This is a genomic window from Gordonia terrae (assembly GCF_051789125.1).
GTDB classification, from domain to species: Bacteria; Actinomycetota; Actinomycetes; order Mycobacteriales; family Mycobacteriaceae; genus Gordonia; species Gordonia terrae_A.
Genome location: NZ_CP196526.1, coordinates 4351910 through 4366690 on the forward strand (window position 1 = coordinate 4351910; position 14781 = coordinate 4366690).

General features: G+C 67.4%; 16 protein-coding genes. 9 read left to right on the forward strand and 7 right to left on the reverse strand.

Annotation, left to right across the window (positions count from 1 at the left end):
* Window positions 1-36: 36 nt before the first annotated feature.
* Complete coding sequence (locus tag ACSUZC_RS19660; RefSeq protein ID WP_439030135.1) at window positions 37-1224, reverse strand: CynX/NimT family MFS transporter; 1188 nt, start codon at window positions 1222-1224, stop codon at window positions 37-39.
* A complete protein-coding gene (locus ACSUZC_RS19665) occupies window positions 1221-1919 on the reverse strand; it encodes a FadR/GntR family transcriptional regulator (RefSeq protein ID WP_439030136.1) in 699 nt (232 codons plus the stop codon). Before ACSUZC_RS19665 ends, ACSUZC_RS19660 begins: the two co-directional genes overlap by 4 nt.
* A 105-nt stretch (window positions 1920-2024) precedes the next feature.
* Between ACSUZC_RS19665 and ACSUZC_RS19670 the strand changes: the two genes are divergently transcribed.
* Window positions 2025-3314, forward strand: a complete 1290-nt coding sequence (locus tag ACSUZC_RS19670; protein ID WP_439030137.1) for a lipase family protein — start codon at window positions 2025-2027, stop codon at window positions 3312-3314.
* Between the two features lie 27 nt (window positions 3315-3341).
* Here ACSUZC_RS19670 and ACSUZC_RS19675 read toward each other — a convergent pair whose 3' ends face one another.
* Complete coding sequence (locus tag ACSUZC_RS19675; protein WP_439030138.1) at window positions 3342-4202, reverse strand: SDR family oxidoreductase; 861 nt, start codon at window positions 4200-4202, stop codon at window positions 3342-3344.
* A gap of 61 nt (window positions 4203-4263) precedes the next feature.
* The gene (locus ACSUZC_RS19680) at window positions 4264-4512 is read right to left on the reverse strand and encodes a hypothetical protein (protein ID WP_439030139.1); all 249 of its coding nucleotides are present in this window, start codon (window positions 4510-4512) and stop codon (window positions 4264-4266) included.
* A 275-nt stretch (window positions 4513-4787) separates the two neighbouring features.
* Between ACSUZC_RS19680 and ACSUZC_RS19685 the strand changes: the two genes are divergently transcribed.
* The 5 genes from ACSUZC_RS19685 to ACSUZC_RS19705 all read left to right on the forward strand — a co-directional run bounded on the left by ACSUZC_RS19685 (window position 4788) and on the right by ACSUZC_RS19705 (window position 9797).
* Window positions 4788-5435 carry a PAS and ANTAR domain-containing protein gene (locus ACSUZC_RS19685; RefSeq protein ID WP_439030140.1) on the forward strand — a complete coding sequence of 216 codons (648 nt, stop codon included), beginning with the start codon at window positions 4788-4790 and terminating at the stop codon, window positions 5433-5435.
* A 169-nt stretch (window positions 5436-5604) separates the two neighbouring features.
* Entirely contained in the window at window positions 5605-6837 is a 1233-nt protein-coding gene (locus ACSUZC_RS19690; protein WP_439030141.1) for a glycosyltransferase family 1 protein, read from the forward strand.
* On the forward strand, window positions 6830-7933 hold the full coding sequence (locus ACSUZC_RS19695) for a glycosyltransferase (RefSeq protein WP_439030142.1): 1104 nt from the start codon (window positions 6830-6832) through the stop codon (window positions 7931-7933). The genes ACSUZC_RS19690 and ACSUZC_RS19695 overlap by 8 nt, the downstream gene beginning before the upstream one ends.
* Window positions 7930-8925, forward strand: coding sequence for a hypothetical protein (locus tag ACSUZC_RS19700; protein ID WP_439030143.1), 996 nt, complete (start codon window positions 7930-7932; stop codon window positions 8923-8925). Before ACSUZC_RS19695 ends, ACSUZC_RS19700 begins: the two co-directional genes overlap by 4 nt.
* The gene (locus tag ACSUZC_RS19705; protein WP_439030144.1) at window positions 8922-9797 is read left to right on the forward strand and encodes a glycosyltransferase family 2 protein; all 876 of its coding nucleotides are present in this window, start codon (window positions 8922-8924) and stop codon (window positions 9795-9797) included. Before ACSUZC_RS19700 ends, ACSUZC_RS19705 begins: the two co-directional genes overlap by 4 nt.
* Here the strand turns inward: ACSUZC_RS19705 and ACSUZC_RS19710 are convergent.
* Window positions 9761-10186 carry an anti-sigma factor gene (locus ACSUZC_RS19710; protein WP_439030145.1) on the reverse strand — a complete coding sequence of 142 codons (426 nt, stop codon included), beginning with the start codon at window positions 10184-10186 and terminating at the stop codon, window positions 9761-9763. The two genes, ACSUZC_RS19705 and ACSUZC_RS19710, sit on opposite strands and share 37 nt — an antisense overlap.
* A 324-nt stretch (window positions 10187-10510) precedes the next feature.
* On the opposite strand from ACSUZC_RS19710, the gene ACSUZC_RS19715 reads away from it, so the two are divergent.
* Together ACSUZC_RS19715 and ACSUZC_RS19720 are read left to right on the forward strand one after the other, a co-directional pair.
* Window positions 10511-10978, forward strand: coding sequence for a hypothetical protein (locus ACSUZC_RS19715; protein WP_439030146.1), 468 nt, complete (start codon window positions 10511-10513; stop codon window positions 10976-10978).
* 3 nt (window positions 10979-10981) lie between these two features.
* Window positions 10982-12160 (forward strand): zinc-dependent alcohol dehydrogenase, encoded by a 1179-nt coding sequence (locus ACSUZC_RS19720; protein WP_439030147.1) that lies wholly within the window; start codon window positions 10982-10984, stop codon window positions 12158-12160.
* 6 nt (window positions 12161-12166) lie between these two features.
* On the opposite strand, the gene ACSUZC_RS19725 is transcribed toward ACSUZC_RS19720, so the two are convergent.
* Window positions 12167-13000, reverse strand: coding sequence for an RNA polymerase sigma factor SigF (locus ACSUZC_RS19725; protein WP_439030148.1), 834 nt, complete (start codon window positions 12998-13000; stop codon window positions 12167-12169).
* A 450-nt stretch (window positions 13001-13450) separates the two neighbouring features.
* Between ACSUZC_RS19725 and ACSUZC_RS19730 the strand changes: the two genes are divergently transcribed.
* Window positions 13451-13894: an STAS domain-containing protein gene (locus tag ACSUZC_RS19730; RefSeq protein WP_439030149.1), complete on the forward strand. Its 444-nt coding sequence runs from the start codon at window positions 13451-13453 to the stop codon at window positions 13892-13894.
* 38 nt (window positions 13895-13932) lie between these two features.
* Here ACSUZC_RS19730 and ACSUZC_RS19735 read toward each other — a convergent pair whose 3' ends face one another.
* Window positions 13933-14616, reverse strand: a complete 684-nt coding sequence (locus ACSUZC_RS19735; RefSeq protein ID WP_439030150.1) for a GAF and ANTAR domain-containing protein — start codon at window positions 14614-14616, stop codon at window positions 13933-13935.
* Between the last annotated feature and the right edge of the window lie 165 nt (window positions 14617-14781).

Consider the following 14781-nt stretch of genomic DNA (forward strand, 5'->3'; position numbering starts at 1 on the left):
ACGATAGCGGTCAGCGCTGACCGGTGTCGGAGTTCTTCAGCCCGTCATCTTGACGTCCCGGCCCGCGCCGAGAACCGACAGCGCCTGCGGGATCAGCACGAGACCGAGCACCGCCATGGCGACGGTCCACGAGCCGGTGACGTCGTGGATGCCGCCGATGAGGATCGGACCGATCGCCGCGGCCAGGTAGCCGACCGACTGCGCCATCCCGGACACCTGCCCCGTCTGTTTCGCCCCGGAGCTGCGCAGCACCATGAAGAGCAGTGCCAGGCTGATCGACGCGCCCGGGCCGACCATCACGCACGCCGCCCAGAAGCCCGGCCACACATCGGTGGCCAGCAGGCCCACGAAACCCGTGGCGCACACGGCGAGGACCACCAGGGTGACAGCCCGCTGATCGGCGAAGCGACCCGCCACGATCGGCGCGACCAGCGACATGATCAGGGCGACGACCTGCGCGGAGGCGAGGACCGCGCCCGCACGGACCGGCGTCATCCCGCCGTCGACCAGGTACTGCGGCAACCACGCCACGACGGTGTAGAAGATCAACGACTGGGTGCCCATGAAGACCGTGATCGCCCAGGCGATCGGATTCTTCAGCAACGACGACGTGGGCGCGGTCGACGTCACCCGGTGCACCGACGCGAGCTGCGGAATCCACACGACCGTGGCGACCACCGCGAGGAGAGCCCACGAGGCCAGTGCGAGGCGCCAGTTGCCGTCCAACGCATCACTGATCGGCACACTCACCCCGGAGGCCACCGCGGCGCCGGCCGACAGCGTCATCGAATACAACCCGGTCATCAGCCCCGACCGATGCGCGAAGTCCCGCTTGATCAGGGCGGGCAGGACGACGTTGCACGTACCGATGGCCGCGCCGATCACCGCGGAACCGACGAACAGGGCCGCCGCGGCGGGGACCAACCGCACGCCGATCCCGACGATCAGCACGAGCATCGCGCCGAAGATGACGCGCTCGATGCCGAATCGATTGGCGAGGCGGGGTGCGACGACCGCCGAGATGCCGAAGAAGAGCACCGGCAGGGCGGTCAGCAGCCCGGCCACCGCGCTGCTGAATCCTTCGTCGGCCGAGATCGTGCCGATCAACGGCCCGACCGCGACGACCGCCGGACGGAGGTTCGCGGCCACGAGCATGATGCCGGCCGCGGTGATGATCACACCGAGGGTGGTGCGCTCGTTCGCAGGGCGCACACGCACGGTCATCCCGGAGCCCCCGTCGAGTCCGCTGGCGAGCCCGCCGTCGAACCCACGTAGGCGTATACGGCGGCGCGCGCCGCGTCGACGTCGCCGCGCTCGATGGCCTCGACGACGTCGAGGTGTCCGCGCGGATGCGTACCCGCGGCCAGCGGCGCGCGCAGCACCGCCGGGTGCGCTCGTGAGATCACCTCGGCGATCCCGTCGTACATCTGGATGAGCAGCGCGTTGCCCGACGCACGGACCAGTTCCGCGTGGAAGGCGATGTCGGCCTCTGTGTACCGGTCGAGATCTCCGGCCGCCATCGCCTCCTCGGTGCTGGTGAGCAGCACTCGCAGGCGTGCTGCCGCTGCGGTGTCCGCCCGTTCGGCCGCACCGGCTGCGGCCTCGCTCTCCAGCGCACGACGGACCTCGAGCAGATCGCGGACCTCGGAGGGCGCGGAGCATCGGGCGATGGCACCCGCCAGCGGGCTGCGACCACGGACATAGGTTCCGTCTCCGCGCCGCGGTTCGAGCATGCCCGCATGTTCGAGCGCACGCGCCGCCTCACGAATCGTGTTGCGTCCCACACCGAACCGCTCGACGAGCTCCGGCTCGGCGGGAATCCGTTCGCCCACCGGCCAGGTGCCGTCGGCGATGAGCTCATGCATCCGCTGCACGACCAGTTCGCTGGTTCGTCGAGGAGGGGTGATCTGTTCGCTCACCCAAAGAACCTAACATCCCATGTTTGCGCTCCTGCATGCACGCTCTCGGCGGAGCTCGGCCACCGGAACCGTCGCGCACCAGCGAGATCGATGTTTAGATGAGCCATGCCGTTCGGGGTGCGTACGAGTCGCGTGAGCGTGTTGGGTGTCATCGGACTGGCTGTGAGCCTCGTCCTGGGATCGGTCCTCGGGACCCCGGGGGCCCATGCCGCACCCGGCCCCGGTTCACCGTTGCCGTCCGTCGATCCGTTCTACCAGTACAACGGCCCACTCGACGGTGTCGCACCGGGCACGGTCCTGCGCAGCCGGCCGATGGTGTTCCGCACCCCGACGCTGAACACGCCGATCACCGGATCCCAGGTGCTCTACCGGACCACCGATCAGTTCGGGAAAGGCGTGGTGACGGTGGCCACCGTCCTGCGTCCGCTGACCCCGGGCCCCACGCGCCTGGTCTCGTACCACATGGCCTACGACGCCCTCGGTTCACAATGCGATCCCTCCTACACCCTCAGCGGGGGCTACACCAACGGCACCGCGACCGCCGAACAGGGCGTGATCGCGGGCTACCTCGCCGCCGGTTACACCGTGGTCGTACCCGACTACGAGGGCGAGAAGCTGCAGTGGACCATCGGACGCCAGTCGGGCTACGCGGCGCTCGACGGAGTCCGTGCCGCGCAGGGCTTCCTGCGTCTGCCCCGCTCGACACCGGTCGGCCTCGTCGGCTACTCGGGCGGCTCGATACCCACCCAGTTCGGGGCAGAGGTCGCGCCGAAGTACGCACCCGAACTCAACATCGTGGGCGCCGCGGCCGGCGGACTCCCCGTCGATCTGGCCCACAACCTGCCGTACATCAACGGCAGTGCGAAGTGGGCAGGCGTGATCCCGGCGCTCGTGGTCGCCTACCAGCGCACCTACCGGCTCGACACCTCGACGTTCCTGTCCCCACGCGGACGACAGGTGGCCCAGGACGTGAGCGACGAGTGCATCTCCGAGTTCGCGTCGAAGTATCCGGGCCTCACCAGCGCGGACATGGTCAAGCCCCCGTACACCGGGTTGCTCGACGTCCCGCAGGTGGTCCGCGCGATCAACGACAACATCATGGGCCGATCGGGCACCCCGAGGACCAAGATGTTCCTCGCGGTCGGCCACTACAACGCGATCGGCGACACCCTGATGATCACCGGGGATGTCATCGGACTCGCGAACGAATACTGTTCGCGCGGAGTCGACATCACCTACAGGCAGCTCAACGGCCTGACCCACCAGGAAGCGTTCCTCCCGTTCGAGCCGCTCGCCCTGCAATACCTCACAGAACGCTTCGCCGGCGCTCCCACGCACAGCAACTGCGGAACGCTGCCGCGCGGGAACAGCCTGGCGCCGCTCCCGGTCCCCTGAGGTCCGGCGTCCGGGGCGGTCCCCAGCTCAGCCGGGTAGCGTCTCACCGCCGATCGGCGCGAGCACCTCACCGGTGTAGTACGACGACAGTTGCTCGGCGGCGAAGAACACGTACGACGGTGCGATCTCGTCGGGCTGGGCGGCGCGGCCCATCGGCGCCTGCGCGCCGAAGTCCTTGACCGCCTCCGCGGGCATCGTGGCGGGGATCAGCGGTGTCCAGACCGGACCGGGCGCAACACAGTTGACGCGGATCTTGCGCTCCATCAGCGCCTGGGCCAGCGAGTAGGTGAGCGCGAGCACCGCACCCTTGGTCGCCGAGTAGTCGATGAGGCTGTCGTTGCCCCTGAGCCCGTTGATCGACGACGTGTTGATGATCGCCCCGCCGCCGGTGAGGTGCGGGACGGCGGCCCGGCTGGTGTGGAAGAAGCTGTCGATGTTGACGTCGAAGGTGCGGCGCCACTGCTCGGGCGTCAGTTCCATGAAGTCGTCGACGGGATTCTGGTACGCGACGTTGTTCACCAGGATGTTCAGGGCGCCGAGTTCGTCGACGGTCCGCTTGACGATATCGGTGCAGAGCGCCGGGTCGGCGAGGTCGCCGCGGTAGGCGCGCGCCTGGCGCCCCTCCGCCTCGATCAGGTCGACGGTGTGGCGGGCGTCGTTGTCCTCCTCGAGGTACGCGATCGCGACGTCGGCCCCCTCCTTCGCGAAGGCGACCGCGACGGCGCGGCCGATCCCGGAGTCGCCCCCGGTGATGAGTGCGGTCTTCCCGGCCAGCAGGTCACGGCCGCGATAGTCGCGCATCTCGTCGCGGGGACGATCGGGCATGTCGTCGGTCTCACCCGGGTAGGGGATGGTCTTCGGCTCGTGCACGGAGTTGTCATCGCTCATGGCCGCCGAGTGCCCGCGCCGGCGAGCCCGGAAACATCGACCGCGCGATCGCAGGCGCCCCTCAGGGATGCTCGTCGGGCACTTCTTGATCGAGCTTCTCGTCGAGGGTCTCACCTTCGCGCTGTTCGCGAGCCGTCGTCCCGGTCCGGTCACTGGCCGACCAGTCCTCAGGCGGGTCCATGCCCTCCTCCAGCGGGTCCTTGCCGAGGCGATCCTCGTCGAGGTCCTCGAAACCCGCGGTGACCGTCAGGTCGGGGTTGATCCCCTCGGTCGCGGCGGTCGCATCGCCGCCCGCATCGTGTGTGCTCATACCTGTCCTCCTCATGTGTCGGTGCCGGGTGCCGATGTCGTGTGCCGGCGTCGACACACACGTCCTGGTCTACGCCGGATACCCGGGGAGTTACCGAGGGCACTGCCGGACCCCGGGGCGCATACCCGTCCGATCAGCGCCCGAAACGACGACCCCCGGGCGGTGCGGCAGCCCCGTGACCGGGCCGATTCCCACACCGCCTGCGTGCCAGGTAAACTCATTCTTCGCCCGAGACCGCTGGCATCTTCGTTGATTTTGTGGTTTGAGGGGTGAGGGTGACAGACGCCAACGATCACACCGCCGGCGACTCGCGCATCAGTCATGTCGGCAGTTTTCGATTCCTCTTCGACACCGAAGAATGGGAGTGGTCGGACGAGGTGGCCGAGATGCACGGCTATCGGCCCGGCGAGGTCACGCCGACCACCGAGTTGATCGCCGGGCACAAGCATCCCGAAGACCGGCAGTCCTTCGAGCAACTGCTCTCCACCATGCTCAGCAGGCGTATCCCGTTCTCGAGTCGTCATCGCATCGTCGACACCGCAGGCGAGATCCGTCATGTCGCCGTCGTCTCCCAGCAGCTCACCGACGAGTCCGGCGAGGTCATCGGCGCCGAGGGCTTCTACCTCGACCTGACAGCGATCGAGGAGAAGGCCGTGAAGGACCGCGTCGACGAGCACGTCGCGCGTTTCCGGGAACATCAGGGCGTGATCGAACAGGCCAAGGGAATGATCTCGATGGCCTACGGGGTGAGCGCCGATCGGGCCTTCGAAGTGATGCGGTGGCGCTCCCAGACCGCCAACGTCAAGGTCAACGAACTCGCCCGCAGCATCGTCACCGGCGTGCACCAGTACGTCATGCTCCCGGATCCGGTCCGGCAGTCGTTCGACCACCTGCTGCTCAACGCACATCAGAACGACAACTGAGCCTTCACCCTCCCCACCCATCGGCGGGGTTTTGCCGACTCCCCGGCGGGGTATTCACGTCCTGGTGGCCGCGTCGCAGATCGGCGGTCACCCGTGGCCGTGTGGCCGCGATCACGCAGCCCAGGTTGAGTACCCAGCCGTGCGGGCCTCGGAGTGAACGGATGGAAGAGTGAGCGGACGGGATTTCGGGCTGCCCAGCGGTGCGGCCACCCTGGAGCCGATGGGGGCGTCCTCGACGACCCTGCCGACCACGGCGTCGGTACTGGCGTCGGACATCGGCGCCCTGCAGCACGCTCGCGGGAGCACTCCCGCGGAGCCCGCCCGGATTCGGGTCGCATCGGTACCCCGGTCCCACGTGTACATCCGGCACCTGTCCCCCCTGAACAGCTCGGTCAGCACCCTCGACTCCGGGCCGGTCTCGGTCGTCCGGTTACCGGACCCGGTTCCGGTCGATGGCGCCACCGTCCCCGGCCGGTGGTGGCCGCCGGCGATGCTCGACCCGGCTTGGATCGCCGACCACCACAACGAGTTCGACGTCTTCCACATCCACTTCGGCTTCGATGCCCTGGATCCGACCGAGATGACTGCGGTGGTGGACGAGCTCGACCGGCACCGCAAACCGCTGGTGTACACACTGCACGACCTGCGCAATCCGCATCATCCGGACCCGGGCAGTCACGACGAGGTGCTCGACATCCTGGTGCCCGCGGCCGACGAGGTGATCACCCTGACCCCCGGTGCGGCGCAGCAGATCTCGGCGCGCTGGCACCGCGAGGCGACCGTGCTGCCGCATCCCCACGTCGTGCCCCCGGCCAGGTTCGCGCCGCGGGAGGCCCCGACCGACGAATTCGTCGTCGGTGTCCACGCGAAGAGCCTGCGCGCCAACATGGATCCGCTCCCGGTCATCATGACCCTGCTCGAGGCAGCGGCCGACTATCCGGACATGACCATCCAGATCAACCTGCACGACGAGGTGTTCGTCCCCGGGAACCATTGGTACAACCCCGACTTCGGCACCACGGCGCTGGCACTGTCCCGCCACCCCTACGCGCGCGTCCTCGTGCACGACTACTACTCCGACGACCAGCTGTGGGACTACCTCAGCGGCCTGTCGGTGTCGGTGCTGCCCTACCGCTTCGGGACGCACTCGGGATGGCTCGAGGCCTGTCATGACCTGGGGACGACGGTCATCGCGCCGAGTTGCGGCTTCTACGCCGAGCAGCAGGACTGCTTCACCTACGACTTCACCGAGGACCAATTCGACGCGGATTCTCTGGTACAGGCACTGGCACAGGCCTATTCGGCACGCCCGACCCCGACGACGTGGCCCGACCGACGCGCGCAACGGGTGTTCCTGGCCGAACAGCACGCGGCCCTCTACTCCCGGGCCCTGAATGCGTGACACGCTGAAGATCGCCATCATCGCATCGAGCCGCCACCCGATCGCGCAGCCGTTCGCCGGTGGGCTCGAAGCCCACGTCTGGCATCTCACGCGGGCGCTGACGCTCGCCGGTCACGAGATCACCCTGTTCGCCGGGGCGGGCAGCGACCTCCCGGTCGACTCGGATCGACTGCGCGGGCAGATGTTCGAACCGTCGGCGGCGGCGCGATCCGACGTGTCGATGCCGTCACTCGAGGTCATGCACGATCACCACGCCTACCTGTCGCTGATGTTGTCGTTCACCCGCAATCCCGGCGACTTCGACGTCATCCACAACCACAGCCTGCACTACCTGCCGGTGGCGATGGGTCCGGCGGTGGAGACCCCCATGGTGACCACGCTGCACACGCCGCCCACGCCGTGGCTGGAGTCGGCACTGACCCTCGCACCGGCCACCCGGTGCGTCGCGGTCAGCCATCACACGGCGCGCTCCTGGTCTCACGTGCTGGGCGAGATCCCGGTGGTCCACAACGGGGTCGAGCTCGAACGATGGCCCGTCGGGCCGGGCGGGGACGACCTGGTGTGGTTCGGCCGCTTCGTCGCCGAGAAGGGCGCCCATCTCGCGATCGAGGCGGCCCGGCGCGCCGGGCGACGTCTCCGGCTGGCCGGCCCGATCAGCGATGTGACCTACTTCGAGCAGCAGATCGCGCCGTTCCTCGGCGAGACGGTTCGGTACGAAGGCCACTTGCACCAGCACGATCTCGCGAGGCTCGTCGGATCGTGCGGCGCCACCCTCGTGACCCCCGTGTGGGACGAACCGTACGGTCTCGTGGTCGCGGAATCCCTCGCCTGCGGAACGCCGGTGGCCTCGTTCGCGCGCGGCGGGATTCCGGAGATCGTCGGGGACGACGCGGGTGTACTCGTGCCGCCGGGCGACATCGACGCCCTGGCCGAAGCCGCGGAGATCGCGGTGACCCTCGACCGCTCGCTCGCTCGGCGGCGCGCCGAGGGACATTGTTCCGACACGGCGATGATCGACCGTTACACGCAGATCTACGCCGACCTCGTAGCCGACCGGTTTCCGGCACGCTCGCGGGGCCAGGAGGTCCCGGCGTGATCGGTTACTACGTCCACCACCAGGGCCGCGGGCACTGTTCGCGAGCCACGGCGATCGCCGGGCATCTGGGCACCGACGTGGTCGCACTGACCAGTGCCGAGCTGTCCGATCCGGCGTTCGACGAGGTCATCGCGCTCGATCGTGACGACACCGATCCGAACCCCCGGGACGTCGACGCCGCGGGTCTTCTGCACTGGGCGCCGCGGCACGACGCCGGACTCCGCACTCGGATGGCGCAATTGGCTCGGTTCGTCGCCGAACGCCGGCCGGCCGCCGTCGTCGTCGACGTCTCGGTGGAGGTCACCCTGTTCCTCCGCCTGCTCGGCGTCCCGGTCGTCGTGATGGCCATGCCCGGGGTCCGCGACGACCTGCCGCACCAGCTCGCCTACCGGGCCGCGGACGCGATCCTCGCTCCCTGGCCGGCCGAGCTCTACCGGCCCACCTGGCTCACCGAGCACCTTCCGAAAACCGTGTTCACCGGCGGCATCTCGCGGTTCGACGGCCGACCCGCAGTCTCACATCAGACGTTCGCCGCCGATGTCCTCGTCCTCACCGGCGCCGGAGGCAGGGGCGGGGGCGGGGCCGACGGCGAGACACATCCCGCGACCAGGCTCGCCGACGACCTGCCCGATCTCGACGTCGTGGCGCTCGGGCCCGCTTTCGGGACCTGGGTCGACGATCCGTGGCCGTTCTTGTGCAGCGCCGGCGTCACGGTCATCGGCGCCGGTCAGGGCAGTGTCGCCGATGCCGCCGCGGCCGGTCGGCCGGTGGTGGTACTCCCCGAGGACCGACCGTTCGCCGAGCAGCGCACCACCGCCGACACCCTCGCCCGATCCGAGTTGGCCACGGTCGCCGCATCGTGGCCCGACACCGACACGTGGCGATCGATCGTGGCCTCGGCCCCCGCCTCGGCGCCCGACTGGTCTCGATGGCGGACTGCGGGCGCGGCCGAGCGGGCCGCGCGGGCGATCGAGTCGGTGGCGCACCGATGACCGCCGGTCCCGACCGGGTCGCGGTGATCACGATCGCATCCGGACGCCACCGTCATCTGCGACGACAACTCGAGGCCTTCGAGCACTCCACCGTGCGCCCGGATGTGCACATCGTCGTGGCCATGGACGATCCCGGTGTCGCCGCGGTCGCGGCGGACCATCCGGTACGCGTGCTGCCCTTCACCGGCGATTCTCTCGGCGGCCTGCAACTCGCCGAGGCCCGCAACGCGGGGGCGTCCGCGGCCGTCGAGGCCGGGGCGTCGATGCTGGTCTTCCTCGACGTCGACTGCATACCCGGGCCGACCCTGCTGGAGCGCTATCTCCGGTCGGCGGCGGCCACCGAAAACCTACACCTGCTGTATTGCGGGCCGGTCACCTATCTACCGCGAGATCAGCTGGTCTTCGATCCTCGGGAGCTGCATCGGTTCGCCGATCCACATCCGGCACGACCCGCACCCGGACCAGGTCAGACCCAGCTCTCCTCGGAGATGATGCTGTTCTGGTCGTTGTCCTTCGCCCTCACCACGACGGACTGGACGTCACTCGGCGGATTCCACACCGGTTACCGAGGGTACGGCGGCGAGGACACCGACTTCGCGATGTCGGCGCAGCACAACGGCTTTCGGATCGCCTGGGTGGGTGGAGCGCACGCATTCCATCAACATCACCCGGTCTCCAACCCGCCGGTCGAGCATCTCGACGACATCCTCGCCAATGCCCGGGTGTTCCACCGCCGCTGGGGGGTCTGGCCGATGGAGGGGTGGCTCACCGCTTTCGCAGAACGCGGCCTGGTCACGTACGACGCCACCACCGACGAGTGGCGCCGCACCGCGAGTCAGCGCCGGAACTTCGAGAACCGGATGGCGACCTGACGCGTACCGGTACCCGGTCGCGGTTCGTCGTAGGTGATCGCGTGGGTGTCGGTGACCGTCTGCACGATCCGCCATCCGAAGGTCGATTCATTGATCGACACGCCCTGGACGAGCTCGCCCCGGACTTCGCCGAGAACGCCGGTGGCCGACACGTGCAGGGTGATCTCGATGGAGGAGCCGTCGGCGGCGGCGGAGATTATCTGCGAACACACTTCATCGAGTGCCACCTTGGCGTCGATGACATCATCGAGCGCCCAGTCGTCGATGTACAGAGCGGTCTCGACGAGTGCGCGAACCAGTGCCAGACGGTCGGTCTCCGCAGGCACCCGCAGAACCGTGGGGGTGCCACCTTCGGTCGCGAGCTGGGAAACGGCGTCGGAGTCGGTCATCAAATGAGTCTTCTTCATCCGTTGATTGGTGTGAATGTTCACCGGTCTGGTCATGAGTGCCCCGCGCTGCCGTCGTCCAAACGCGGCCCCAGAATGTATGCCGCTCTGATCGTGCCCCCGATACACGTGCCGCAACGTTAGCAGAGGTCAGACCTACTGACCTCGGGCGTGAGATCCACATCTCGTCCCGTCCCATTTTCGTCCTTGCTCCACACGGGGGGACGTTTGACCCCGGCCCTGTCGCGGTAAACCCCCGACACATCGATGGGGCACTCGCATGACGTGCTCCCTCACAACGAGTAACAGACGGGACGGGAGTACCCCATGCCAGATCTGACACCCGAACGTGAAGTCGCCTCGCGGGAGGCGATCGCCCGACGACCCGGACGAAAGTCCCGCGGCCTGAAAGCCGTCGGACTCCTCGGGTTCGTCTGCCTCGGCCTCATGCTCATCCTGGCCGGCCTCGCCATCGCCGCCGGCGCGAGCGACCGCGACGCCACCGTCTGGCTCGCCATCGGTGCGGTCCTCGCGGGCGCAGCCGCCATCGGCCTGCTCATCGGCAGCCGAGTTCTGCTGCGCCGCCGGGCCGCTCGTGATGGAGACCGTGCTCATCAGGACCCGATCCAGCCCGAGACCACCGCCGAGGAAGCCGAGCGGTACGAGGAACGTTTCCACGGCTTCCCGGTCAATCACGACGGCAAGCACGAACGGGCTCGTGACGAGCGCAAGGAAGATCTGCGCGAGGACAGTCACCCGACGGGCACCGAATCCACCGACGAGAAGAAGGTCTGAGACATGCGCGCAGTGACCTGGCAGGGCAAACGCCACGTATCGGTCGACACCGTTCCCGACCCCGAGATCATCGAACCCACCGACGCGATCATCAAGGTGACCTCGACCAACATCTGCGGTTCGGATCTGCACCTCTACGAGGTGCTCGGTCCGTTCATGCAGGCCGGCGACATCCTCGGACACGAACCGATGGGCATCGTCGAAGAGGTCGGCAAGGAGACCGGAGATCTGCGGGTGGGCGACCGGGTGGTGATCCCCTTCCAGATCTCCTGTGGCTCATGCCTTTTCTGTCTTGACGGCCTGATGACGCAGTGTGAGACCACCCGGGTCACCGAACAAGGGACCGGTGCCGCCCTCTTCGGGTATTCGCAGCTGTACGGCTCGGTGCCCGGCGGCCAGGCGGAGTATCTCCGAGTGCCGCAAGCACAGTTCACCCACATCAAAGTTCCTCTGGGAAACCCTGATTCGCGCTATGTGTATCTGTCCGACGTCCTGCCGACCGCATGGCAGGCAGTCGCCTACGCCGAGATCCCCCGCGGCGGGACCGTCACCGTGCTCGGACTCGGGCCCATCGGAGACATGGCCGCGCGCATCGCCGCCCATCAGGGCGCCCGGGTGATCGGCGTCGACCGGGTGCCCGAACGGCTCGCACGGGCCGAGGCCCGCGGAATCGAGACGGTGAACTTCGACGAGGTCGACGACGTGGGCGACGCGATCCGCGACCTCACGGGCGGGCTGGGCACCGACTCGGTCATCGATGCCGTGGGGATGGAGGCGCACGGCTCCCCCATCAACAAGGCGATGCAGACGATGGTCGGCTTCTTACCCGACGCCATCGCCCGTAAGGCGATGTCCGAGGCGGGCACGGACCGACTCGGCGCCCTGTACTCCGCGATCGACGTCGTCAAGCGCGGCGGAACGATCTCGTTGTCCGGCGTGTACGGCGGTGCGGCCGACCCGATGCCCATGCTCACCATGTTCGACAAGCAGATCCGTCTCCACATGGGGCAGGCGAACGTGAAGCGGTGGGTCGACGACATCATGCCGTTGCTCACCGACGACGACCCGCTGGGCGTCGACACCTTCGCGACTCACGAGCTGCCGCTCGACAAGGCACCCGAGGCCTACGACGCGTTCCAGCGCAAGGCAGACGGCACCGTCAAGGTCATCCTCAAGCCGTGACGAGCGTCAAGCCCTGAAACCGGGACCGATGTCGATGTGGTCGGAGGACTCGTCGTCATCGGTCTCCTCGACCACGACCTCGGCCCGCAAGGTCTCGAGAATCCGGGTGAGGAGTCGCGAGACATGCATCTGCGAGATGCCGACCTGCTTGGCGATCTCACTCTGCGACATCGATCGGAAGAACCGCAGGGTGAGGATCGTCCGCTCGCGTTCGGTGAGACGTTCCAGCGCCGGTTGCAGAGTGACGAACTCCTCGACCATGTCGAGCCGTTCGTCCTCGTCGCCGAGGGTGTCGGCCAGTGTCCACCCGTCGGTCGACGAACCCGCTTCGGCGTCGATCGAGCTCGCCGTGTACGCCGACCGGGCGACCATCCCCTCGATGACCTCGGCAACCGGGAGTCCGAGGTGCTTGGCGATCTCGCTCGGACGCGGCGACCGGCCCAGCGACTGCAGCAGTTCCTCACTGGCTTTCGCGATGTTCAGCGACGCCTCCTGCGCACGCCGCGGCACGCGGATGGACCAGGTGCTGTCCCGGAAGTACCGCTTCACCTCACCCATGACGGTGGGCACCGCGAAGGCGAGAAAGTTGTTGCCGCGCTCGACATCGAATCGGTCGACCGCGTGCATCAGCCCGATGCGTGCCACCTGCCGGAGATCGTCGATGGGTTCTCCGCGCTCGGAGAACCGTCGGGCGACGTGGTCGGCCAGCGGCAGACACCGCCCGATGACTTTGTCTCGAAGTTGCGCCCGCCGGGCCTCGTCGGGTTCTCCGTGCATGGCTCGCAGGGCAGGAAGCACGTCGCTGTAATCGTCGTGCTCGCCACGGTCACCCGACGCCATTCTCACCACCAGACACAGAAGATTGTTCGAACCGATGCGCAGACATCGATGCCGCATCCAGACGTGGGACATGCGCAGCGGATTCGACGCATATCCGACACAAGCCAACCATGGTCACCGCCGAACGTCCACCCGCTGCACGTCTCCGCACTTGACGGCCGGATCCACGGGAAGGTCACAGCCGGGTAACGCTCTAGAGGCGTTTGTCACGAGATGGCCCCGGCCTTGTTTGCCCGTCCCCCGGCCCGTAGGGTGAGAAGTGCGGTTCAGGTAGAAGCTGCGTTCGAAGCGAAGAGGCGTCCAGGGCCCCTTTGCTTTCGCCACATCACGTTCCAACCCATCAGGACGATCGTGAACTTGGGATACGTAGGCGGATTCGCCCCTGTATCTGGCTTTCGATCGAAGTGATCGACCAGCTGACCAAACGCATTCCACTGAAACGAGAACATCATGAGTCTCACCTCTTCGACCTCATTTCGCTCCGCATTCGACCCGGCCGCCGAAGTCACACCGGAATCCCGTCCGCGCCTCGTCTCGCCCAATTCCTATTGTGTGCAAGGCTTTTCGGGAAGCGTCGACCGCGATTCAGCCGCCGATCTCGTCGCCGCACTCGATCGTGTGCTCCGCGGGCCGGTCGACGGCATCGTGCTCGACTTCTCGGGCCTCAACTTCTTCGGCACCGTCGGCCTGGTGCTGTTGCGCTCCTTCATCGACGACGCCGGCAAACAGGGCATTCCTGTTGTCCTGGTCGGTGGCCGTAACGTCACACGACCCCTCGAGATCTGCGGGATGGCGCCTTACGTCCAGGTTTTCGACGTGATCGAGGACGCCGGCCGGGCCCTCACCGAGGGCGCTACCGGACCCAGCACAATGGAATTCACCATCGCCGAATAGGCCGGAGCCACAACTCGCTGAGGCCTGAGCCCGCGAGATCACCGCTTGGAGGTGATCTGGCGGGCTATTTCGATGAGCTTCGTGTTCGAGTCCTGCGACAACCGCTTCATCAGATCGAAGGCCGCGACGGCGTCGATCCCGAACCGTTCCATGAGCATTCCCTTGGCCTGCCCGATGACATCGCGATTCGCCAACGCACTGTGGAACTGCTTGTCCTTCTGAACCGAGTTCCACGCGAGGGCGGCGTGGGTGGCGAAGACGACCCCGACCTCTTCGGCGTGGATGTCGAACGTGTTCGGCTCATCCGCGAAGAGATTCAGCGCACCGATCGTCGTCGAATCAGCGAACAGCTGGAACGACAGCACCGATCGGATCGGGGTCTCCGCCAGGGCGCGGCGACGATATTCCGGCCATTTCTCCTCGGTGTCGAGATCATCGACGCGCACGATGCGATCCGTGAGAGCGGCTGAGATACAAGGCCCTTCGCGCAATTCGCTCTGAATCCGGTCGTGCAGGTCGGCGTACTCGTGCGTCGAACCGAAGGACTCGATGGTGCGCCGGTCCGTGGCCACCGTGAGTCCTGCGTACTGTGCGCCCGGGATGTCCGCGAGGGCTCCCTGGACGACCGCCTTCGCGACCTGCTCGTCGTCGACATCATTGCGCAGTTCCCGTGCGAGTTCGGCGATGCGCAGGTGAACGTCGCCCTCGTCCGCACTGTCCACGTCGACCTCCTTCGGCACCCGAGCTCCGCCTGGAGCACACCGGGCATGGCCTCTGCCGACTTCGTCGGCACGAACCCTCAACGTAGCCGAGTCACCGTCCCACCGTGGGAGTCCGGGACGGTGCGGCACATCTACGTCGCGACACAAGCGCTATCCGACACCGAT

Excerpts from the sequence above, each read along its gene's own strand:
- ACSUZC_RS19660 (WP_439030135.1), bottom strand. The coding sequence starts at position 1,224 with ATGACCGTGCGTGTGCGCCCTGCGAACGAGCGCACCACCCTCGGTGTG.
- ACSUZC_RS19670 (WP_439030137.1), top strand. The coding sequence starts at position 2,025 with ATGCCGTTCGGGGTGCGTACGAGTCGCGTGAGCGTGTTGGGTGTCATC.
- ACSUZC_RS19675 (WP_439030138.1), bottom strand. The coding sequence starts at position 4,202 with ATGAGCGATGACAACTCCGTGCACGAGCCGAAGACCATCCCCTACCCG.
- ACSUZC_RS19680 (WP_439030139.1), bottom strand. The coding sequence starts at position 4,512 with ATGAGCACACACGATGCGGGCGGCGATGCGACCGCCGCGACCGAGGGG.
- ACSUZC_RS19695 (WP_439030142.1), top strand. The coding sequence starts at position 6,830 with ATGCGTGACACGCTGAAGATCGCCATCATCGCATCGAGCCGCCACCCG.
- ACSUZC_RS19705 (WP_439030144.1), top strand. The coding sequence starts at position 8,922 with ATGACCGCCGGTCCCGACCGGGTCGCGGTGATCACGATCGCATCCGGA.
- ACSUZC_RS19710 (WP_439030145.1), bottom strand. The coding sequence starts at position 10,186 with ATGACCGACTCCGACGCCGTTTCCCAGCTCGCGACCGAAGGTGGCACC.
- ACSUZC_RS19715 (WP_439030146.1), top strand. The coding sequence starts at position 10,511 with ATGCCAGATCTGACACCCGAACGTGAAGTCGCCTCGCGGGAGGCGATC.
- ACSUZC_RS19720 (WP_439030147.1), top strand. The coding sequence starts at position 10,982 with ATGCGCGCAGTGACCTGGCAGGGCAAACGCCACGTATCGGTCGACACC.
- ACSUZC_RS19725 (WP_439030148.1), bottom strand. The coding sequence starts at position 13,000 with ATGGCGTCGGGTGACCGTGGCGAGCACGACGATTACAGCGACGTGCTT.
- ACSUZC_RS19730 (WP_439030149.1), top strand. The coding sequence starts at position 13,451 with ATGAGTCTCACCTCTTCGACCTCATTTCGCTCCGCATTCGACCCGGCC.